Origin of the sequence: Tenacibaculum aiptasiae, from assembly GCF_008806755.1 — a bacterium.
GTDB classification, from domain to species: domain Bacteria; phylum Bacteroidota; class Bacteroidia; order Flavobacteriales; family Flavobacteriaceae; genus Polaribacter; species Polaribacter aiptasiae.
The window spans coordinates 384964-404073 of sequence record NZ_WAAU01000008.1 but is presented as its reverse complement, the minus strand read 5'-3'; the positions used below and the strand labels follow the sequence as shown (position 1 = coordinate 404073).

18 protein-coding genes and 1 riboswitch are annotated in these 19110 nt (G+C 29.5%); of the genes, 11 read left to right on the top strand and 7 right to left on the bottom strand.

The genetic code is table 11. From position 1 onward, the window contains the following. Positions 1-4 precede the first annotated feature (4 nt). Genes cobC through F7018_RS04695 form a run of 4 tightly spaced genes read right to left on the bottom strand, consistent with a single transcriptional unit; the run spans position 5 to position 2842 of the window. Positions 5-532, bottom strand: coding sequence for an alpha-ribazole phosphatase (cobC, locus tag F7018_RS04710; RefSeq protein ID WP_150898860.1), 528 nt, complete (start codon positions 530-532; stop codon positions 5-7). After that, a complete protein-coding gene (locus tag F7018_RS04705) occupies positions 517-1284 on the bottom strand; it encodes an adenosylcobinamide-GDP ribazoletransferase (protein WP_150898859.1) in 768 nt (255 codons plus the stop codon). Before F7018_RS04705 ends, cobC begins: the two co-directional genes overlap by 16 nt. Before the next feature lie 7 nt (positions 1285-1291). Further along, complete coding sequence (cobT, locus tag F7018_RS04700) at positions 1292-2332, bottom strand: nicotinate-nucleotide--dimethylbenzimidazole phosphoribosyltransferase (RefSeq protein WP_150898858.1); 1041 nt, start codon at positions 2330-2332, stop codon at positions 1292-1294. Positions 2333-2338: 6 nt separating this feature from the next. After that, entirely contained in the window at positions 2339-2842 is a 504-nt protein-coding gene (locus tag F7018_RS04695; RefSeq protein ID WP_150898857.1) for a bifunctional adenosylcobinamide kinase/adenosylcobinamide-phosphate guanylyltransferase, read from the bottom strand. A gap of 100 nt (positions 2843-2942) precedes the next feature. Between F7018_RS04695 and F7018_RS04690 the strand changes: the two genes are divergently transcribed. Together F7018_RS04690 and F7018_RS04685 are read left to right on the top strand one after the other, a co-directional pair. Next, complete coding sequence (locus F7018_RS04690) at positions 2943-3881, top strand: ABC transporter substrate-binding protein (RefSeq protein ID WP_246175044.1); 939 nt, start codon at positions 2943-2945, stop codon at positions 3879-3881. A gap of 9 nt (positions 3882-3890) precedes the next feature. Next, a riboswitch (cobalamin riboswitch) is annotated at positions 3891-4083 on the top strand. Positions 4084-4165: 82 nt separating this feature from the next. After that, positions 4166-6064, top strand: coding sequence for a TonB-dependent receptor plug domain-containing protein (locus F7018_RS04685; protein ID WP_150898855.1), 1899 nt, complete (start codon positions 4166-4168; stop codon positions 6062-6064). 49 nt (positions 6065-6113) lie between these two features. On the opposite strand, the gene F7018_RS04680 is transcribed toward F7018_RS04685, so the two are convergent. Then, positions 6114-6530, bottom strand: coding sequence for a thiol-disulfide oxidoreductase DCC family protein (locus tag F7018_RS04680; protein ID WP_150898854.1), 417 nt, complete (start codon positions 6528-6530; stop codon positions 6114-6116). 160 nt (positions 6531-6690) lie between these two features. Between F7018_RS04680 and F7018_RS04675 the strand changes: the two genes are divergently transcribed. The 4 genes from F7018_RS04675 to F7018_RS04660 are packed head-to-tail and all read left to right on the top strand — an operon-like array spanning position 6691 to position 11012. After that, positions 6691-7398, top strand: coding sequence for an ABC transporter ATP-binding protein (locus F7018_RS04675; RefSeq protein WP_150898853.1), 708 nt, complete (start codon positions 6691-6693; stop codon positions 7396-7398). Positions 7399-7400: 2 nt separating this feature from the next. Next, positions 7401-8630 carry an ABC transporter permease gene (locus tag F7018_RS04670; RefSeq protein ID WP_150898852.1) on the top strand — a complete coding sequence of 410 codons (1230 nt, stop codon included), beginning with the start codon at positions 7401-7403 and terminating at the stop codon, positions 8628-8630. A 2-nt stretch (positions 8631-8632) separates the two neighbouring features. After that, the gene (locus F7018_RS04665; RefSeq protein ID WP_150898851.1) at positions 8633-9850 is read left to right on the top strand and encodes an ABC transporter permease; all 1218 of its coding nucleotides are present in this window, start codon (positions 8633-8635) and stop codon (positions 9848-9850) included. A 37-nt stretch (positions 9851-9887) separates the two neighbouring features. Further along, positions 9888-11012 carry an efflux RND transporter periplasmic adaptor subunit gene (locus tag F7018_RS04660; protein WP_150898850.1) on the top strand — a complete coding sequence of 375 codons (1125 nt, stop codon included), beginning with the start codon at positions 9888-9890 and terminating at the stop codon, positions 11010-11012. Between the two features lie 70 nt (positions 11013-11082). Here the strand turns inward: F7018_RS04660 and gcvT are convergent, their stop codons facing one another. Continuing rightward, positions 11083-12165: a glycine cleavage system aminomethyltransferase GcvT gene (gene gcvT, locus F7018_RS04655; protein ID WP_150898849.1), complete on the bottom strand. Its 1083-nt coding sequence runs from the start codon at positions 12163-12165 to the stop codon at positions 11083-11085. A 163-nt stretch (positions 12166-12328) separates the two neighbouring features. Here gcvT and F7018_RS04650 point away from each other — a divergent pair, with 163 nt between their 5' ends. From F7018_RS04650 to F7018_RS04640, 3 genes are read left to right on the top strand one after another with little or no spacing between them, the layout of a single operon-like run. Next, a complete protein-coding gene (locus F7018_RS04650; RefSeq protein ID WP_150898848.1) occupies positions 12329-13951 on the top strand; it encodes an aminopeptidase P family protein in 1623 nt (540 codons plus the stop codon). Then, positions 13951-14496, top strand: coding sequence for a TlpA family protein disulfide reductase (locus F7018_RS04645; protein WP_150898847.1), 546 nt, complete (start codon positions 13951-13953; stop codon positions 14494-14496). Before F7018_RS04650 ends, F7018_RS04645 begins: the two co-directional genes overlap by 1 nt. 31 nt (positions 14497-14527) lie before the next feature. Next, the gene (locus F7018_RS04640; protein ID WP_150898846.1) at positions 14528-14746 is read left to right on the top strand and encodes a VF530 family protein; all 219 of its coding nucleotides are present in this window, start codon (positions 14528-14530) and stop codon (positions 14744-14746) included. Positions 14747-14753: 7 nt separating this feature from the next. Here the strand turns inward: F7018_RS04640 and F7018_RS04635 are convergent, their stop codons facing one another. Next, positions 14754-15605, bottom strand: coding sequence for an alpha/beta fold hydrolase (locus F7018_RS04635; protein WP_150898845.1), 852 nt, complete (start codon positions 15603-15605; stop codon positions 14754-14756). A 57-nt stretch (positions 15606-15662) separates the two neighbouring features. Between F7018_RS04635 and F7018_RS04630 the strand changes: the two genes are divergently transcribed. Then, on the top strand, positions 15663-16373 hold the full coding sequence (locus F7018_RS04630; RefSeq protein WP_150898844.1) for a hypothetical protein: 711 nt from the start codon (positions 15663-15665) through the stop codon (positions 16371-16373). Beyond that, on the top strand, positions 16373-18817 hold the full coding sequence (priA, locus tag F7018_RS04625) for a replication restart helicase PriA (RefSeq protein WP_150898843.1): 2445 nt from the start codon (positions 16373-16375) through the stop codon (positions 18815-18817). Before F7018_RS04630 ends, priA begins: the two co-directional genes overlap by 1 nt. Positions 18818-19110: the final 293 nt, after the last annotated feature.

Here is a 19110-nt window from a genome sequence, read left to right as displayed (position 1 = left end):
TTAATTATAGGGTAAATTTTATAATGTGACCGTAATTTAATTTTAAATTAAAAGATTTATCTAAAGGAGTCTTATTTATATAAGCCGATAAACTTCTTATAACACCAGCATGTGTTACAATAACAATTCGTTCTTTATTGAGTAATAATATTTCATTTAAGAAATTAACTGTTCTTGTATGTAAATCAACATATGATTCTCCATTTGTTGCAGGAATATTAACAAAATCATTCATCCAAATATTAAGCTCTTCTTTATCAATATCGTTCCATTTTTTTAATTCCCAATCACCAAAATCAAGTTCTTTTAAACGATCGTCAAAGTTAATTGTATTACTTAATTCTTTAGCTAATAATTTACAACGTTTTAAAGGGCTTGAAAAATATAGAGTATCAGAATTATTAAAATTAATCTCTTTTATAATAGGTTGAATTTCTTCACGAAATGTGTTAGTTAAAGGAATATCTGCTTGCCCATAACAAACTCCTTTTTCAATATCTGGTGTTGTATGACGAACTAAAATAATTTCCATGTAACTAGTAATGATAAATAAAAAACAACTTCAGAAACTTGCTGCAAAGCACCTGCACAATCTCCTGTTTGACCACCAATCCATTTTTTAAAAAAATTCCCCATATATAAATAAGTAATTATTAATGGAATTAGTACACCAAAGATTTTAAAGTTTTCAAAAAACAGAAGAGGTAGAAGACCAAAGAAACCAGAAATGATAATTGATTTACTACTCATTTTCTGAGTTGTAGGTTTCACTTTAGAACTGTCAATATCTCTTACATATTCATGTGTATATAGCAATATTGTAGCTATAAATCTACTTATAGTGTGCCCAGTAATAATGATTAAAGGAATATTTTTTGAGTTTATGCTAAGTTCATATAAACTTACTGTTTTTAATGAAAGTATAGAAACCAAGCCAACAACACCAAAAGTACCTAATCTGGAATCTTTCATTATTGTTAGAATTTTTTCTTTAGTCCACCCACCACCAAAACCATCACAAACATCAGCAAAGCCGTCTTCATGAAAAGCTCCTGTGGTCCAGATTGAAGCAACAATACTAAGTATAATAGAAATAGCTGGATTGAAAACATGAGAAGCGCCATAATATATAGCTGCAGAAATAGCTCCAATGAGTGTGCCTACTAAAGAAAAATAACGACTACTTTTATTTAAAATTTCAGGTGAGTGATCGACCCATTTAGGACAAGGGATTCTCGTAAAAAATAGTACTGCAGTCAAAAAATAGTGAACTTGTTTTTTCATAATAAATTTAAGCTTCTGAAACATTAGCACTCTTAAAAGTAGCCATTTCATTTAAAAAACTAATAGCCGATTTTATAATAGGAAAAGCAATTGCAGCACCTGTCCCTTCACCTAAACGTAAACCTAAATTAAGTAAAGGTTTTACTTTTAAAAAATTTAACATTTTTTCATGTCCTTGTTCACCTGATGTATGGCAAAAGATACAATAATCTAATACGTTTTTATTGATAGCTTGTGCAGCTAGTAATGCTGAAGTAACAATAAAACCATCAATTAGAATGGTCATTTTTAATGAAGCGGCTTCTAAAATAGCACCACACATCATTACAATTTCAAAACCACCAAAAGAAGCTAAGGCATCAATTGGAGATTGTATTTTGTTAATATGTAAATCAAAAGCTTTACGAAGAATCTCTGCTTTTTTAATGATACCTTCATCATTTAATCCTGTTCCTTTTCCAACACACTGTTCAATTGAAATAGTAGTGAAATAACTCATTAAAAGAGAAGCAGCTGAAGTATTACCGATCCCCATTTCGCCAAAGCCAATAATGTTGGTGCCGTTTTTAAATATTTCTTGGACAATTAGTTTACCTTTTTCTAAAGCTAACAAGCATTCTTCAGTACTCATTGCTTTTTCTAAACTGTAGTCTTTAGTTCCTTTTGAAATTTTAGCATCTATTAGGTTAGGAGAAGTCTCAAAATTAGCATTTACACCTGCATCTACTATTTTTAGCTCTATGTTGTTTTGATTACAAAAAGTATTAATAGCAGCTCCACTGTTTAAAAAGTTATGTACCATTTGTTGCGTAACTTCTTGCGGATATGGAGTAACTGAACTAGAATTTACAATACCATGATCACCAGCAAAAACAACTATTGAAGGCTTTGATAGTGTAGGAGAAACAGTATTTTGAATTAATCCTATTTGTAAGGCTATATTTTCTAGTACTCCTAAAGAGCCTATAGGTTTTGTTTTAAAATCAATTTTCTCTTGTAATTGTTCTTTAATGTTTTCTGATAAAGGAGTTATGTTAGTAGTATACATTGTTAGTTATTTTAAGGTTAAAGGCAAACCAGATACCATGAATGTGGCTTTATCTGCTTTTTTTGCTATATATTGATTTACCCAACCTTGTAGTTCTGTAAATTTTCTTCCAGATTCAGAATTAGCATGTAACCCCATACCAATTTCATTAGAAATAATAATAATTTTTGCATCTATTTCTTCCAAAGCATCAATTTCCTTCTTAGCTAATTTTAAAGCTTTTTCAATATCATATTTAGTATCTACAAAAAAGTTGGTAAGCCATAAAGTAACACAATCAATAACTACAGTCATTTCTTTAGTAATTTTTGTACTGATTAGTTTTTCTTCTTCAATGGTAGTCCAACGTTCGTCTCTATCTGAAATATGTCTGTTTACTCGTTTTTTAAAATCATGATCCCAAATTCTAGAAGTAGCTAAATAATACGGAGTATTTGATAATGATTCGGCTAATTGCTGAGCATAACTACTTTTCCCTGATCGCTCACCACCTGTTATATAATAAATCATGTTGAAGAAATAAATTGTAAGCAAATATTGGAAAGATTTTTTAGAAAAAGAAAATTATAAATGAGAACTATGTATTTTTGCGAACCAAATTTAAATATCTATGAAAGTATCTTCTTTTATGCCAGCAGTAACTCAAATGATTTATGATATGGGGTTGCAAGATTATTTACAAGGAATCACATTTGAATGTCCAGCAATTGCTTTGCAAGAAAAGAAGGTTGCAGTTAGGTACAAATTAGAAGGTAAAACATTAACAAGTAAAGAAATTACAGCTATTTTTTCAAAGACTAAAGCTGAAGGAGGTACTTTATATTATGTAGATGAACCAGTTTTAGAGAATATAGCTCCAGATATTATTTTTACACAAGATGTATGTGATGTTTGTCAAATAGATACCGAATCGGTAGCAAAATCAGCATATAAATTAAAAAAGACTCCAGAGTTAATTTCTATAACACCAAATTCTTTAGAAGATGTATTTGATAATGCGCTTACTATAGCTAGAGCTATGAATAAAGCAGAAGTCGGAGTTAATTATGTAAATAAACTAAGAGAGCGAATTTATAATATTGTAGATGTTCAAAGAGCTAACAGAATTCAATCTAAAAGTGTAATGTTGCTTGAATGGATTGATCCATTATTTAATTGTGGTCATTGGATTCCTCATCAAATAGGTTATGCAGGAGGAATAGATTTATTATCACATCCTTCTGGAGATAGTATTGTTATTTCATGGGATAAAATTGTAAAATATGACCCAGAAGTATTGGTAATAGCTCCGTGTGGCTATGGAATTGAAAGAACGTTAGAAGATATGACGTTTTTAGAAGAAAAACCAGAATGGAAAACTTTAAAAGCTGTTAAAAATGGAGAAGTTTATATAGCAGACTTTGCTATGTTTACACAATCATCAGCTGGTACTTTAGTAGATGGAATAGAGTGTTTAGCATCAATGATACATCCTAAATATTACAATATTTCTGATAATCTAAAAAGAAAATTCTCAAAATATAATGATTTAATTGGAGATAATTTATAATAAAGTTATAGATTTGCCCCGATTTTTGGTTTTTCTCTATTTTCAATAGAGAAAATTAAAAGGGAATTCAGTTAAAATCTGAAGCTGTTCCCGCAACTGTAAGCTATAAAGCTTGTAACTAAATCTTTTTGCCACTGTTTATTAACGGGAAGGTAAGTTACAAGACGCAAGCCAGGAGACCTGCCAAGAAAAATATGTAAAACTTTCGGGATAAAAGTTAGCGTACTTAAAACTTTTTTGTACAAAAATTTAACCTGATTAATTGTAAAATTAAATCATTATCAATGAAAAAACAATTACTAATTGTTGGTGCGGTAGCATTGTCTTTTGCTAGCACAAAATCTTTTGCTCAAGAGCAAGAAAAATCAGAAATTTTAGATGAAGTGGTAATCACAGATTCAAGGTTTAAATTAAAAAAGGAAAATTCGGGGAAAGTTGTTCATAAGATAACAGCAGAAACGATTAAGAAAAATCAAGGGAGAAATTTAGTTGATTTAATTAATACTGTAGCAGGTATTGAAATTAATGGTAATACAAGTTCTAATGGACAAAATTTAGGACTTTTTATCAGAGGAGGAAAAACAAAAGAAGTTGTAGTATTAATTGATGGAATTCAAGTTTCAAATCCAGCAGGAGTTTCAGGAGGTTACGATTTAAGGTTATTAGACTTAAACGAAGTAGAATCTGTAGAAATTATTAAAGGAGCAGCAAGTACATTATATGGTACTGGAGCAACAACAGCAGTAATCAATATTAAATTAAAAGAAGCAAAAAGCGGTCATGTTAATACAGATTTAGCTTTACTTTTTGGAACCAATAATACACAAGATTCAGAAGACGGAACCGTTATTCAAACTAATGCTAATGTAAATGGTAAAATTAATAAATTTAATTATTTAGTTGGATTTTCATCTCTACAAGCAAATGGAATTTCGGCAGCAAAATCAGAAAATGCTAATCAAGTATTTGGTGGAGATACTTTTCAAAGAGTTGGAACTAATTTAAAATTAGGATATAGATTCAATAATAAATTTAAAATTAACGCTTTTGGTAGTTACAGTGAGTTTGATAATAACTATGATGCAGGTGCATTTACTGATGCAAATAACTTTTCAGAAGATGTAAGCTATAGAGTTGGTATAGCTCCAGAGTATAAATATGAAAATGGAAGCATTCATTTAAACGCTGCTTATAGTAAATATAAAAGTGATAGAACAGCAACATCATCTCCAGGTAGAAGCTACGGAGAAAACTATATCATTGATGCATATGTAAAGCATAAATTTGATAAATTATACTTAGTTGGAGGTATTAACTACCAAGATAACAGTATTGAAACTTATGCAAAACCTTTTGGACAAACTGAAATTGTTAAAACGGTATATAGTGAAAAACCAATAGCTAGATTAATAGATCCATATGTAAATGCAGTATATGTATCTGATTTTGGATTAAACATTAATGCTGGGGTTAGATTAAATAATCATAATAAATATGGAAATCACTTTGTATACAATGCAAACCCATCTTATACTATAAAGCAAGAAAACGGATATGTTAAGTTTTTAGGGTCATATAGTACTGCATTTTTAGCTCCATCAGTCCAAGAATTATATGCGTCATGGGGAAATATAGATTTAAAACCTCAAGAAAGTACTACTTATGAAGGAGGAGTAGAGTATAAATACAATTCGCTTGTATTAAATGCAGTTTATTTTAACAGAGATGTAAAAAATATTATAGCATATAACTCAACAATTTCTAAAATGGATAATTTAGGAAATACTACTATTAAAGGTTTAGAGTTTACAGCAAATTATTCTGTAACTAAGGATTTACAATTAAATGCTAATTATGCTTATACTAAAAATGATGATATAGCAATTAGAATTCCAAAGCATAAAATTAATGCTGGTGTAAACTATACTTATAAAGCAACAAACTTAGGGTTGAATTACCAATTTGTAAGTGATAGAGATGATACAGATTTTAGATCTTGGCCAAGTGTTAATACAGTTTTAGAATCATATTCTCTTTTAGATTTTTCAGCTAATCATAAATTAAATAATAATATTAGATTAATGTTTAACGTATCTAATATCTTGAATGAAGATTATCAAGAAGTTTTCGGATTCTCAACAAGAGGAAGAAACTTTAAATTCGGTTTAGGGTTTAATTTCTAATAGAAAAGAAATTATTTGAATTGAAAGCTCACTTTTAAAGTGGGCTTTTTTATTCTAAAAACTTTTCTCGAATTTCTTTAGTAGGAATCATGCATTCTTCTTTTTTACCAAACCATTTATATCTATTCTTAGCAATATAATCATATACCAAATTGCGAAAACCTTCAGGAAATACCATTAAAAAATTAGCAATTTTCCAAAAGCCCCCAAATTCAGTCATCACTTTTAAAGCTGCGGTCGATTTTATATAATAAGCATTACTTGGTTCATAAAGTATTATAGAATCAATTTTTGAAGTATCTATGCCTAAATAACTTGTGATTTTTTTACCAATTTCAGATTGTAATGAAGCAAAAACAAATTGATTTTTTTTATCATAATTGATAGTTTTTAGCACAGCATTATTGCAAAAATTACAAATGCCATCAAATAAAATTATCTTCTTATTGTTTGGTAAATCAATCATTTATATGAAATAAAATTAGGTTAATTTAGAAATAACTTTAAAATATTGTAACATAAATCAAAATTAAGCGTCTAGTAGAAAAGTAAATAAGGATTTAACATTTTATTACCAATAAAAATATGAATCAGTATTTATTTTAGTAAAAAAATAAACTAACGCAATGATTCGAATAGAAAACTTACACAAATCTTATCCTATAGGGAAAGACTCACTTCACGTTTTAAAGGGATTAGATTTACACATTAAGGAAGGAGAATTTGTATCAATTATGGGATCTTCAGGATCTGGAAAATCTACCTTATTAAATATTGTAGGATTATTAGATACACATGATGAAGGAAATTATTATTTAAATGGTCAATTAATTGAAAATTTAAATGAAAAGAAAGCAGCAGTTTTACGTAATAAATTTTTAGGATTTGTATTCCAATCGTTTAATTTAATTTCATACAAAACAGCTTTAGAAAATGTAGCATTGCCTCTTTATTATAAAGGTGTAGGAAGAAAAGAACGTTCAGAAAAAGCATTAGAGTATTTAGAAAAAGTTGGGTTAAAAGAATGGGCAAACCATTTACCAAATGAGCTTTCAGGAGGACAAAAACAACGTGTGGCTATTGCAAGAGCTTTGGTAACAAAACCAAAAGTAGTATTAGCAGATGAGCCAACAGGAGCCTTAGATTCTACTACAACAGATTCTGTAATGGATTTGTTAAAAGAAATTAATGATGAAGGAATGACAGTTTTTGTAATTACCCATGAGGAAGAAGTAGCTGAACAAACCAATAGAGTTGTTCGACTAAAAGATGGTGTTATTATAAGTGATGAGTATACATCTAATGCAAAAACTAAAAAGGCTAAAGCAGTTTAATTATGTTTGATTTAGATCGTTGGAGAGAAATATTTCAAAGTATTAGTAAAAATAAGTTGCGTTCTGCCTTATCTGGATTTACAGTAGCTTTTGCTATTTTACTTTTTACGTTACTTTTTGGAATAGGTAATGGACTTCAAAATACATTTAAAAATGAGTTTGCAAAAGATGCAATTAACTCAATCTATATTTGGTCAAACAGAACAACTAAAGCTTATAAAGGAAATCAAGTAGGGAGAAGAATTCAATTTAAAGATGACGATTTTGAGTTTCTGAAAGAAAAATACGGGGATAAAATTCAAATGATTAGCCCTAGATTACAGAGAAATGCAAAAGTTGTTTACAAAACAGAAGAAGATAATTATACCATTAGAGGAGTTTATCCAAAATATGATTTATTAGAATCTGCCGAAATAACTGAAGGACGTTTTCTAAACATTAGAGATTTAAAAGAAAAGTCTAAAGTAGTTGTAATAGGTCGAATGGTTGAAAAAGATTTATTTGGCCAAGTCAGTGCTTATGGAAAACAATTAAACATTGGTGGAATCATTTATAAAATAATAGGTGTTTTTTCAGATCCAGGAGGTGATAGTGATGAGCGTTATATCTACATACCTTTTACTACTATGCAACAAATTTATGGTAATAATGACCATATTGATGAGTTTGGAATGACTTATAATCCTGAGCTAAGTATTGAAGAAGCAATAGCTTTTAGTAATGACATGCGTAGGGAATTAAAAAAGAAGCATGAAATAGCACCATTAGATCAAAGAGGAATAAGGATACGTAATTACGCTTCAGATAACAAACAAGTTTCGAATATGATGGTAGGACTTGGTATACTAATTTTAATTATTGGTTTCGGAACATTAATTGCCGGAGTTGTAGGAATTAGTAATATAATGGTGTACATAGTAAAAGAAAGAACAAAAGAGCTAGGAATTAGAAAAGCAATTGGAGCTACACCAAGATCAATAGTATTAATGATCATGTTAGAAGCAATTTTAATTACAGCAATTTCTGGATATTTAGGTTTAACATTAGGTGTAGGAATATTAAAAGCAGTAGGGCCTAGTTTAAAACAATATTTTATATTAAATCCAGGTGTTTCAACTCCTGTTGTTGTTGGAGCCACAATAACATTAATTATAGCAGGAATGATAGCGGGGTATTTACCAGCAAAAAGAGCGGCAAAAATTAAACCAATAGTAGCTTTAAGAGCAGATTAATTATGAAATTTTTATTTGACAAAGATACTTGGCAAGAGATTTACGGAAGTATTCGTAAAAACAAAACAAGAACTGCAATTACAATTTTTGGGGCATTCTGGGGAATACTATTATTAGTAGGATTATTAGGGGCTGCTAAAGGAATTGAGAATGGTTTTAATAGCATGTTTGGTGATTTTGCTACCAATAGTGTTTTTATGGCTGGTGGAAGAACATCAAAACCATTTAAAGGATTTCAAGAAGGTAGACAAATAACGTTAACAACTAGTGATGTAGATAAAATTAGAAATGAAGTTAATGGAGTAGAGTTTGTTGTTCCTAGAAATGTTACTGGAGGTTTAGTAGTAAATGGTTTAAAAACGGCAAATCTTACAATTTTTGGAGATTATCCATTATTAGATAAAATTCAAAAGAAAAACCTTACAGAAGGAAGATTTATAAATCAAAGTGATATTGATGAGAATAAAAAGGTTTGTGTTATAAGTACAGAAGTATACAAACAATTATTCGATAGAAAAGAAGAGGCCTTAGGAACTTATATAAAAATCAATGATATTGGATATAAAATCATAGGTATATATAAACCAGGAAGGTTTGAAGGTCCTAACAATATTCACATCCCTTTTAGTACCTTTAAATTGGTTTATAACAGAGGAAATAAATTCCAATGGATGGTAGTAACAGGAAAACCAGAGTTTAATATAGAGCAAGTTGAATCTGATGTAAAAGTATTACTTAGAAGTATTCATAAAATTCATCCTGAAGATAATAGAGCCTTTAATGGATTTAATTTAGGAAAAGAAATAGCCAAAGTAACTGGTTTTTTAACAGGAATGCAGTTTTTAACATGGTTTGTTGGGATAGCAACCTTAATAGCAGGAGTATTTGCCATAGGTAACATTCTTTTAATTACAGTAAAAGAACGTACAAAAGAAATCGGAATTAGAAGAGCTTTAGGAGCAACGCCAGCTAAAATTAGACAGCAAATTATATTAGAGTCAGTATTTTTAACATTATTAGCAGGCTCATTAGGAATTATAGCCGGAGGAGGCGTATTGATGATTATAGATAAATTAGATTTACTAACCAATCCAACTGTTGATATTCCTATAGTTTTAATAGCATATACAGTATTAATAGTGCTAGGAACATTAATTGGATTTATACCAGCCTATATGGCCACTATAATTCAACCGATAGAAGCATTAAGAGAAGAGTAACAATAAAATCGATTAACAAGAATATAAATAAATACCAATGAAAAAAATAATCATTTTTGGCGGAATAGCGTTAGCATTAGTAGTAGTGTTAATATGGTTTGGGAAAAAGAATAGCGCATCCCCAATTGAATATGAAACAGAAAAAGCATTCAAAGCTACAATTGTAAAAAAGAGTGTTGCTACAGGAAAAGTAATTCCTTTAGAAGAAGTTGAAATAAAACCTCAAATTACAGGTATTGTAGATAAAATACTTGTAGAAGAAGGAGCTATTGTAAAAACGGGTGATTTAATTGCAACAGTTAGAGTAGTACCAAATGTAGCTTCTTTAAATAGAGCTAATGGTAGTGTTAAAAATGCGAAGTTGTCATTTGAAAATGCAAAAGTTCAGTTTGATAGAAATAAAAAATTATTTGATAGAGGAGTAATTTCTCGTCAAGCATTTGAAAATTCAGAATTGAATTACAACAATGCAAAACAAGCATTATCAAATGCACGTTCTGATATGGATATTATTAGAAAAGGAACAACATCTGGATTAGGAAATGCAGCTAACACTAGTATTAGAGCAACAACATCTGGTATGATTGTAGAGATTCCTGTTAAAAAAGGATATCAAGTTACACAAACAAACGATTTTAACGCAGGAACTACAATTGCTCGTATTGCTGATATGACAAAAATGATTTTCGAAGGAAAAGTAGATGAGTCAGAAGTAGGAAAACTAATTAAAGGAACTAATATTGATGTTGCTATTGGAGCAATAGAGGATAAAAAGTTCCCAGCAGTATTAAATTTCATAGCACCAAAAGGAACAGATGAAGGAGGAGCAGTGCAATTTAAAATTAAAGCAGACGTATCTTTAGATGATAAATACTTTATTAGAGCAGGATATAGTGCAAATGCTGAAATTGTTTTAGCAAAAAAAGATAGTGTTTTATCTATAAAAGAAGCATTATTACAGTTTGATAGAAAAACAGAAAAACCTTATGTAGAAATTAAGGTAGGAGATCAAAAATTTGAAAGAAAAGATCTTAAATTAGGATTATCTGATGGAGTAAATGTTGAAATTTTAGAAGGAGTAACTGATGCAGATGAGATTAAAATTTGGAATAAAATTTCAAAAAAGGATAAGAACAACAATAATGATGATGATGACTTCTAAAAAGAATCACATAAAATCTATTCATAAAAAAAGCAGCTCACTGAGCTGCTTTTTTATTGTATGGATTAAATTATCCTTTATAAAAAGGCAATTTAACAACCTTAGCAGGTATTTGCTTTTTACGTACTTGAATGAAAATTTCAGAATCAACTTTTGATAATTCCTTAGGAACATAACCTAAACCAATTCCTTTACCTAAAGAAGGACTCATTGTTCCAGAAGTAACTCTTCCTATTTTGTTTCCTTCAGCATCTACAATATCATAATCATTACGAGGAATACCACGTTCAGTTAATTCAAAAGCAACTAGTTTTCTAGTAACTCCAGCTTCTTTTTGAGCTTTTAAAGCTTCAGCATTTACAAAGTCTTTTGTAAACTTAGTAATCCACCCTAAACCAGCTTCAAGAGGAGAAGTAGTATCGTCAATATCATTACCATATAAACAGTATCCCATTTCTAAACGTAAAGTGTCACGAGCAGCTAAACCAATAGGCTTAATTCCCCAGTCGGCACCAGCTTCAAAGACTTTATTCCATACAGCTTCTACATCTTCGTTCTTAACATAAATTTCAAATCCACCAGAACCTGTATATCCAGTAGCAGAAACAATAACATTTGGTAAACCAGCAAAATCAGTAATTTCAAAAGTATAAAACTTAATAGCAGATAAATCTACAGAAGTTAACGATTGCATCGCCACAGCAGCTTTAGGACCTTGAATTGCTAATAAAGACCAATCGTCAGAACGATCTTCCATTTCAACATTTAAATCGTTATGTTGAGAAATCCAATTCCAATCTTTTTCAATATTAGAAGCATTTACAACTAGCATATATTCGTTTTCGCTAATCATGTAAATAATCAAATCATCAACAATTCCACCATCAGCGTTTGGCATACAACTATACTGCGCTTTACCAGGCACTAATTTTGAAGCATCATTAGATGATATTTTTTGAATTAAAGCCAAAGCATTTTCTCCTTTTAAGAAAAATTCACCCATGTGACTTACATCAAAAACACCAACACCTTTTCTTACAGTTTCGTGTTCAATATTTACACCTTCATATTGTACAGGCATGTTATAACCAGCAAAAGGAACTAGTTTTGCTCCTAAGCCTTCATGAATATGTGTTAAAGCAGTATTTTTCATTTTAAAATTGTTTGTTTTAAAGTATCGCTAAAATATTGAAAAATTGAGAAACAAATAGTCAGATTCTGTTTAATATTTTAATGAATTATTACCTAAAAATATGTTAATATTTCCTTGTTATCAGTGAAAGAATCTTACATTTGAGTGTAATAAAACTTAAAAAATGTTAAAGAAAATACTATTTGTTTGTTTATTAGGAACTCTTAATGCTTTAATAGCTCAAACTCCGACTGATTATTTATCAGCAGAATTTCATAAAAATAGAAGAGAGATATTACGCTCTAAAATGCCTAAAAACTCTGTAGCAGTGGTCTTTGCTAATCCAATTAGAAATAGAGCAAATGATGTTGATTATGTTTTTCATCAAGATCCAAATTTTTATTATTTAACAGGATATCGTGAGCCCAATGCAGTTTTAGTATTGTTTTCAGAAAATCAAACAGATGCTAGCGGAAATACTTATAATGAAGTTTTATACGTACAAAAGAATGATCCTAGAGCAGAAATGTGGAATGGTAAACGATTAGGAATAGAAGGAGCAAAAAAAGAATTAGGTTTTAAGATTGCTAAAAATGCAGAAGATTTTATTTCTGATAAATTAAATTTTAAAAAGTTTGATAAGGTTTTTATAGAAAAATTTAAAGACGATTATAGAAACTCAGAAAGAAATAAAGCTGAAATATATGACCTTGTTAATGATTTTAAAAATAAATCGGGATATAGTGCATCATCACTTTTATCAAAAGAAAAAAGGTATGTGTATGAGTTAATAAAATCTACACCTATAGAAAATAGTGCTAATGTTGCTCAAGTAATAGGAAAAGCAATTACATACTACCCAAGTTTTAAGAATGATGAATTATTAATGGGGTATAAAAATGCTACAAACAACAAGCTTAAAAAAGAGTTTCAAGAGAAAGCAGCTGTAAAGCTTAATTTGAAATCTAATATTGATCTTCAGTTTTTACCAACTCGATTTGCAGAAATGAGAGAAGTAAAAACACAAGAAGAAATGAAGTTGTTAATCAAAGCAATTCGTATTTCGGCAATAGGACAAATTGAAATGATGAAAGCTATGAAACCTGAAATGTCTGAAACAGAAATTCAAGGAATTCATGAGTTTGTATATAAAAAGTACGGAGCAGAATATGAAGGATATCCATCAATAGTTGGAGCAGGAAATAATGGATGTATTTTACATTATATAGAAAATAATAAAACTAGAGTAAACGACGAGTTAGTATTAATGGATTTAGGAGCTGAATATAGAGGTTATACCGCCGATGTAACTAGAACTATTCCTGCTAATGGTAAATTTTCTCCAGAGCAAAAAGCAATTTATAATATTGTTTTAAAAGCTCAAGATGCTGGTATAGCAGTTTCTAAAGTTGGAAACCAATTTTGGCAACCAGGTCAAGAAGCAAAACAAGTTATTAATCAAGGTTTATTAGATTTAGGAATTATCAAATCATTAGATGAGAAACATATGTATTTTCCTCATGGTACATCGCATCATATTGGATTAGATGTACATGACCCAGGAACTTATGGAAAGTTTCAAGAAAATATGGTTATTACTGTAGAACCAGGTATTTATATACCAGAAGGGAGTAAGTGTGATAAGAAATGGTGGGGAATTGCTGTTCGTATTGAGGATGATATTTTAATAACTAAAAATGGTCCTGTAAACTTATCAGAAGAAGCACCGAGAACTGTAAAAGCAATTGAAAAAATGATGGCAAAGAAAAGTGTGTTAAACGATTTTGTATTGCCAAATTTAGATTAATGAAATTTACAAAAAAATCAATTTCAAATATTGTATTTGTTATCATTATAGGATTACTAATATATCCACCTACTAAGGTGTATTTTATTAGATTAATATCTTTTTCTCCATCTACCATCAAAGTAGAAAAAAGAGAACATTTAAAAACATACAATTGGAATTTAAAAGGCTTAAATACTGAAAGTATAGATTTTAATAAGGTAAAAAACAAAGTAGTTTTTGTTAGTTTTTGGGCTACTTGGTGTCCTCCTTGTAGAGCAGAAATGCCAAGTATTCAGAAATTATACAATGATTATAAAGATAAGGTTGAATTTATTTTTGTGAGTAGCGAAGATTGGAGTACTATCTCTGATTTTTATAAGAAAAACAATTACAAATTACCTACATATAATCCTTTAAGTAAAAGGCCAGTAGAGTTTAATAGTCAAACAATACCAGCAACATTTATAGTAGATAAAAATGGAGCTATAGCCATGATGAAAAAAGGACCAGCAGATTGGAATAGTACAAAAGTTAGAGAATTATTAGATAGATTGACTGAGTAAAACTATTATTTTTGCAATCTTTAAATCAAATATGAGTCAAGAGCAACCAAATAACCCATTACACGGAATAAAATTAGCAACAATGCTAGAAGAACTATATTTAGAATATGGTTGGGAGGAAATGGGAGAGATGTTAAACATTAATGTTTTTAAAAAGAATCCAACGTATAAATCGAGTTTAAAGTTTTTAAGAACAACTCCTTGGGCAAGAGCAAAAGTTGAAAAATTATATTTAAAAATGATTAGCTAAAACTTTATTAGCTTAAAACCAGTTCACTCCATTCTTTTGGATTTTCAAGCATAGGGAAATGTCCTGTGTTTTCTAACCATACTAATTTGTTATTAGGAATTTCTTTATGCAGTTGTTCACCAATAGCTTTAACAGCAATAGGATCGTGTGTAGCCCAAACTATTTTGGTAGGAATTTCAGTCTTAATTAATGCACCAATCCAACGATTCCAAAAGAAATAACGTTCGTTTATATAATTGCTTAATAAGTGGATTATATTTCTACCATTGTTATAATTAATTTGTAACCACATTTCATTTAGCTCTTGTTGGGTTACTTTAGATTTATCAAAATAAATGTTTCGAATATTTCTATTGAAAATAGCTTGATTGGCTAATTTAGCAACCCATTTACCAGTTAGTTTGTTCTTTAGTAATTTCTGAATAGTTCTTAGTTTAGCTAATTCAATATGCATGCTACCATTGCATAAAATAAGTTTATCAATTGTAATTTTTAATTGATGTTGATTACTTCGAGCAATAATTTCTGTAGCTACACTAGTTCCATAATCATGTGCTAAGAGAGTTACATTTTCCAGATTTAATTTTTCCCATAGCAAAAGAGCTATATCCGCTTGTTCAATTAAAGAATAAGAGTAATTTAAAGGCTTGTCAGAAAAACCAAAACCTAGATGATCATGAATAATTACTCTATAATGTTTAGTTAAATAGTGGAGTGCTTTGTAGTAATCAAAAGAGGAGGTAGGATATCCATGTAGTATAACAAGAGTATTATCAGATGTGCCTTCATCTATCACAAAAACTTGTTGATTATTAACTGTTAAGAATTTTCCTTTGTTTTTCCATTCTAATGAAGTCATAAATACACTGATTTTTCTGTTTACAATGTAGTGATTTTTGTGTAGTTTTGATATTAGATGAAAAAGCTTCAAGTATTTATAATACCTGTTTTATTAGTAGTGATACTTTCCTGTTCAAAAACTCCAAAAGAAAGAGTTTTAACAATGGAAGATGTTTTTCCTGCTCAAAAAAATACAGATTCTACTTTTGTTTTTGATTTAGATACGGTAAAGAGTTTTGAATCATTAACTTCTGTTTTTTGTAGTAATTATCATAGTACAAAAACGAGATATTTTATAAAAACATCAAAAAATGATATTCCTTTTTCAATAAGGCAAATTATAGTTTGTGGTAAGGCAGTTTGTGGGTTCATAAAATTTAAAAATATATTATTTATCGATTATTTTACGGATAGTTTATTTTATCATAATAGAATAAAGTATAGTTTTAATAAGGTTAATTTTGAAAAAATGTTAAGGAGGCAATTTTTTAATAATAGAAATAATCCTGAATTTGCTGATACACCATATACAAGTTTAGTATTTTTAGAATTTTTAGGGGAGCTTAATAATTCTAAAACAAGTTTAAATAACAAGATAGATACTATTTCAAAATCATATTATAATTTTATAATAAGTTTTAATAAGCAGAATATAGATTCTCTTAAAAAACTATATCCATTAAAAGTTATATTGAACGAAGGTATTCCATTTGTTGATGATAAAGGAAATTCTACAAATTTTTACAATCCACCACCGCCTCCAACACCTTTAGAAATAATAGAATAATGTCATATTTCATCGACGTCATATTACCCATACCTCTACAAAAAACCTTTACTTACTTGGTAACAGAAGCTGAGTTTTCATTCCTTAAAAAAGGAATGCGGGTAGCAGTATCTTTTGGAAAAAGTAAAATTTATACAGCCTTGGTATTTGATATACATCAGAAAGCGCCAGAACTGTACGAAGCAAAAGATATTCATCAAATATTAGATGATAAGCCTATTGTAAATGAACTACAATTAAAACATTGGCAGTGGATTTCTAATTATTATTTGTGTTCTTTAGGTGATGTATATAGAGCAGCATTACCCTCTGCATTTTTATTAGAAAGTGAGACTATTATTTATAAAAATGAATCTTTTACTGAAGAAGATATTTTAACAGATGAAGAGTTTTTAATTTTTGAAGCTTTACAACATCATTCTCAATTAACTATTCATCAAGTTGCTGATATACTAGGAAAGAAAACAGTTTTACCCATTATTAATGGACTGATTGAAAAAAGTGCCGTTTACATTAAAGAAGAAATTTACGAAACATATAAACCTAAGCTGGTTAAATATGTTCGATTAAATGCTTTATATAATTCTAATGAGGCACTTCAAAGTTTATTAGAAGAACTTTCAAGAGCTAAAAAACAACGAGAAGCTGTTCTTACATATTTTCAATTAGCAGCTTCTAAAAAGCCAATAAAAGCAAAAGAATTAGAAGAAAAATCAGGAGTTTCTTCTGCTGTTTTAAAAGCTTTAGTAGAAAAAGATATTTTAGAATTCTATCAAATACAAACAGATAGAATCAATTATCAAGGAGAAACGAATGAAACCAAAGCATTAAATGAGTTTCAAGAACAAGCGTTTAACGAAGTAAAAACTTCTTTTGAAAATCAAAATGTTACTTTATTGCACGGGGTAACAGGCTCGGGAAAGACAGAGATTTATGTAAAGTTGATTAAGGAAGTTATCGCTTCTGGAAAACAAGTATTGTTTTTGCTGCCAGAAATAGCTTTGACTACCCAAATAATAACTCGTTTACAAAATTACTTTGGAAACTTTATATCGGTATTTCATTCAAAGTATTCAATGAATGAACGTGTAGAAGTGTGGAATAATGTGTTAGATAATAAACCCAAAGCACAAATAATTTTAGGAGCACGTTCTTCAGGTTTTTTACCTTTTTCAAATTTAGGATTAATTGTAGTTGATGAAGAGCATGAATCTTCTTACAAACAGTTTGAACCTTCACCAAGATATAATGCACGAGATGCAGCCGTAGTTTTAGGACATTTGCACAAAGCAAAAGTATTATTAGGATCGGCAACACCATCTTTAGAAAGTTACTATAATGCAACTCAAAATAAGTATGGTTTTGTTGAGTTAACAAGACGTTTTGGTAATATTCAGTTGCCAAAAATTGAACTGATTGATGTCAAAGAGAAGCATCGAAAAAAGGAAATGAATGGACACTTTTCCGATCGTTTATTAAAAATGATGAACGAAGCTTTAGAGGAAAAAGAGCAAGTTATATTATTTCAAAATAGGAGAGGTTTCTCGCCTGTAGTAGAGTGTACTACTTGTGGAGTATCTCCTCAGTGCCCTAATTGTGATGTAAGTTTAACTTATCATAAATTCCGAAAAGAATTAAAATGTCATTATTGCCATTATCAAAGAGCAATGCCTCATAGTTGTGGAGCTTGTGGTAGTAATACTTTAGATACTAAAGGTTTTGGAACAGAACAAATAGAGTTGGAGTTAAAAGAACTATTCCCAAATCATAATATTGGGAGAATGGATTTAGACACGACTCGGGGTAAGTATGGATATCAAAAAATAATTGGTGCTTTTGAGGCTCAAGAAATTGATATTTTGGTAGGAACTCAAATGCTTTCAAAAGGGTTAGATTTTGAAAACGTATCATTGGTTGGTATTTTAAATGCCGATTCTATGTTGAATTTCCCTGATTTTAGAGCACACGAACGCGCATATCAGTTAATGGTACAGGTGTCGGGTAGGGCAGGACGAACAAAGAAACAAGGTAATGTAGCTATACAAACCTACAATCCATATCATCAAATATTACAACAAGTTTCTACAACCAACTATGCAGAAATGTATAAGGAACAATTACAAGATAGGTGGCAGTTTCATTATCCTCCTTATTACAGATTGATTAAAATTACCTTGAAACATAAAGATTATACCAGAGTTGATAGTGGTATAAACTGGTTAGCAAAGTCATTACAAAATATATTTCAAGAAAATGTTTTAGGACCAACAGCGCCAGCAGTTTCTCGTATTCGAAATCAGTATATTAAAAATTTAGTGATAAAAATTCCACCTAAACAATCACTAGGAAAAACAAAAGAGCAGTTGATGAAAGTTAAAAATACTTTTGAAGCAGTAAAAGATTTTAGACCTATTCGTTTTATTATTGATGTAGATGCTTATTAAGTAGAGATTTTTATATCATAATTGATTCATTTTTTAGAGTTAAAAATGTTATTAAGGGAAAACTTTTAACTGGTTTTTATAGATTAAAGAGTATCCTGAAAAAGAAGAATGAGTAATGTTTAAAGAAGTACACAGAAAGAATTTGTGTAGTATAAATTAATAAAATTATTATGAAAGAGCAAAGGTATATGTTAGATTTTAAAACATTTATTGATATTGATGATGAACAAATAATTATTCCTGGTTTAGATGCTGAGCATGTAAAAAAGAGAGAGGAGTTTTTTGATGTTCCG

Coding starts and splice junctions, on each gene's coding strand:
- F7018_RS04680 (WP_150898854.1), bottom strand. CDS start 6,530: ATGATTGATTTACCAAACAATAAGAAGATAATTTTATTTGATGGCATT.
- cobC (WP_150898860.1), bottom strand. CDS start 532: ATGGAAATTATTTTAGTTCGTCATACAACACCAGATATTGAAAAAGGA.
- F7018_RS04630 (WP_150898844.1), top strand. CDS start 15,663: ATGAAAAAGCTTCAAGTATTTATAATACCTGTTTTATTAGTAGTGATA.
- F7018_RS04685 (WP_150898855.1), top strand. CDS start 4,166: ATGAAAAAACAATTACTAATTGTTGGTGCGGTAGCATTGTCTTTTGCT.
- gcvT (WP_150898849.1), bottom strand. CDS start 12,165: ATGAAAAATACTGCTTTAACACATATTCATGAAGGCTTAGGAGCAAAA.
- F7018_RS04645 (WP_150898847.1), top strand. CDS start 13,951: ATGAAATTTACAAAAAAATCAATTTCAAATATTGTATTTGTTATCATT.
- F7018_RS04665 (WP_150898851.1), top strand. CDS start 8,633: ATGAAATTTTTATTTGACAAAGATACTTGGCAAGAGATTTACGGAAGT.
- priA (WP_150898843.1), top strand. CDS start 16,373: ATGTCATATTTCATCGACGTCATATTACCCATACCTCTACAAAAAACC.
- cobT (WP_150898858.1), bottom strand. CDS start 2,332: ATGTATACTACTAACATAACTCCTTTATCAGAAAACATTAAAGAACAA.
- F7018_RS04670 (WP_150898852.1), top strand. CDS start 7,401: ATGTTTGATTTAGATCGTTGGAGAGAAATATTTCAAAGTATTAGTAAA.
- F7018_RS04640 (WP_150898846.1), top strand. CDS start 14,528: ATGAGTCAAGAGCAACCAAATAACCCATTACACGGAATAAAATTAGCA.
- F7018_RS04660 (WP_150898850.1), top strand. CDS start 9,888: ATGAAAAAAATAATCATTTTTGGCGGAATAGCGTTAGCATTAGTAGTA.
- F7018_RS04705 (WP_150898859.1), bottom strand. CDS start 1,284: ATGAAAAAACAAGTTCACTATTTTTTGACTGCAGTACTATTTTTTACG.
- F7018_RS04635 (WP_150898845.1), bottom strand. CDS start 15,605: ATGACTTCATTAGAATGGAAAAACAAAGGAAAATTCTTAACAGTTAAT.
- F7018_RS04690 (WP_246175044.1), top strand. CDS start 2,943: ATGAAAGTATCTTCTTTTATGCCAGCAGTAACTCAAATGATTTATGAT.
- F7018_RS04695 (WP_150898857.1), bottom strand. CDS start 2,842: ATGATTTATTATATAACAGGTGGTGAGCGATCAGGGAAAAGTAGTTAT.
- F7018_RS04650 (WP_150898848.1), top strand. CDS start 12,329: ATGTTAAAGAAAATACTATTTGTTTGTTTATTAGGAACTCTTAATGCT.
- F7018_RS04675 (WP_150898853.1), top strand. CDS start 6,691: ATGATTCGAATAGAAAACTTACACAAATCTTATCCTATAGGGAAAGAC.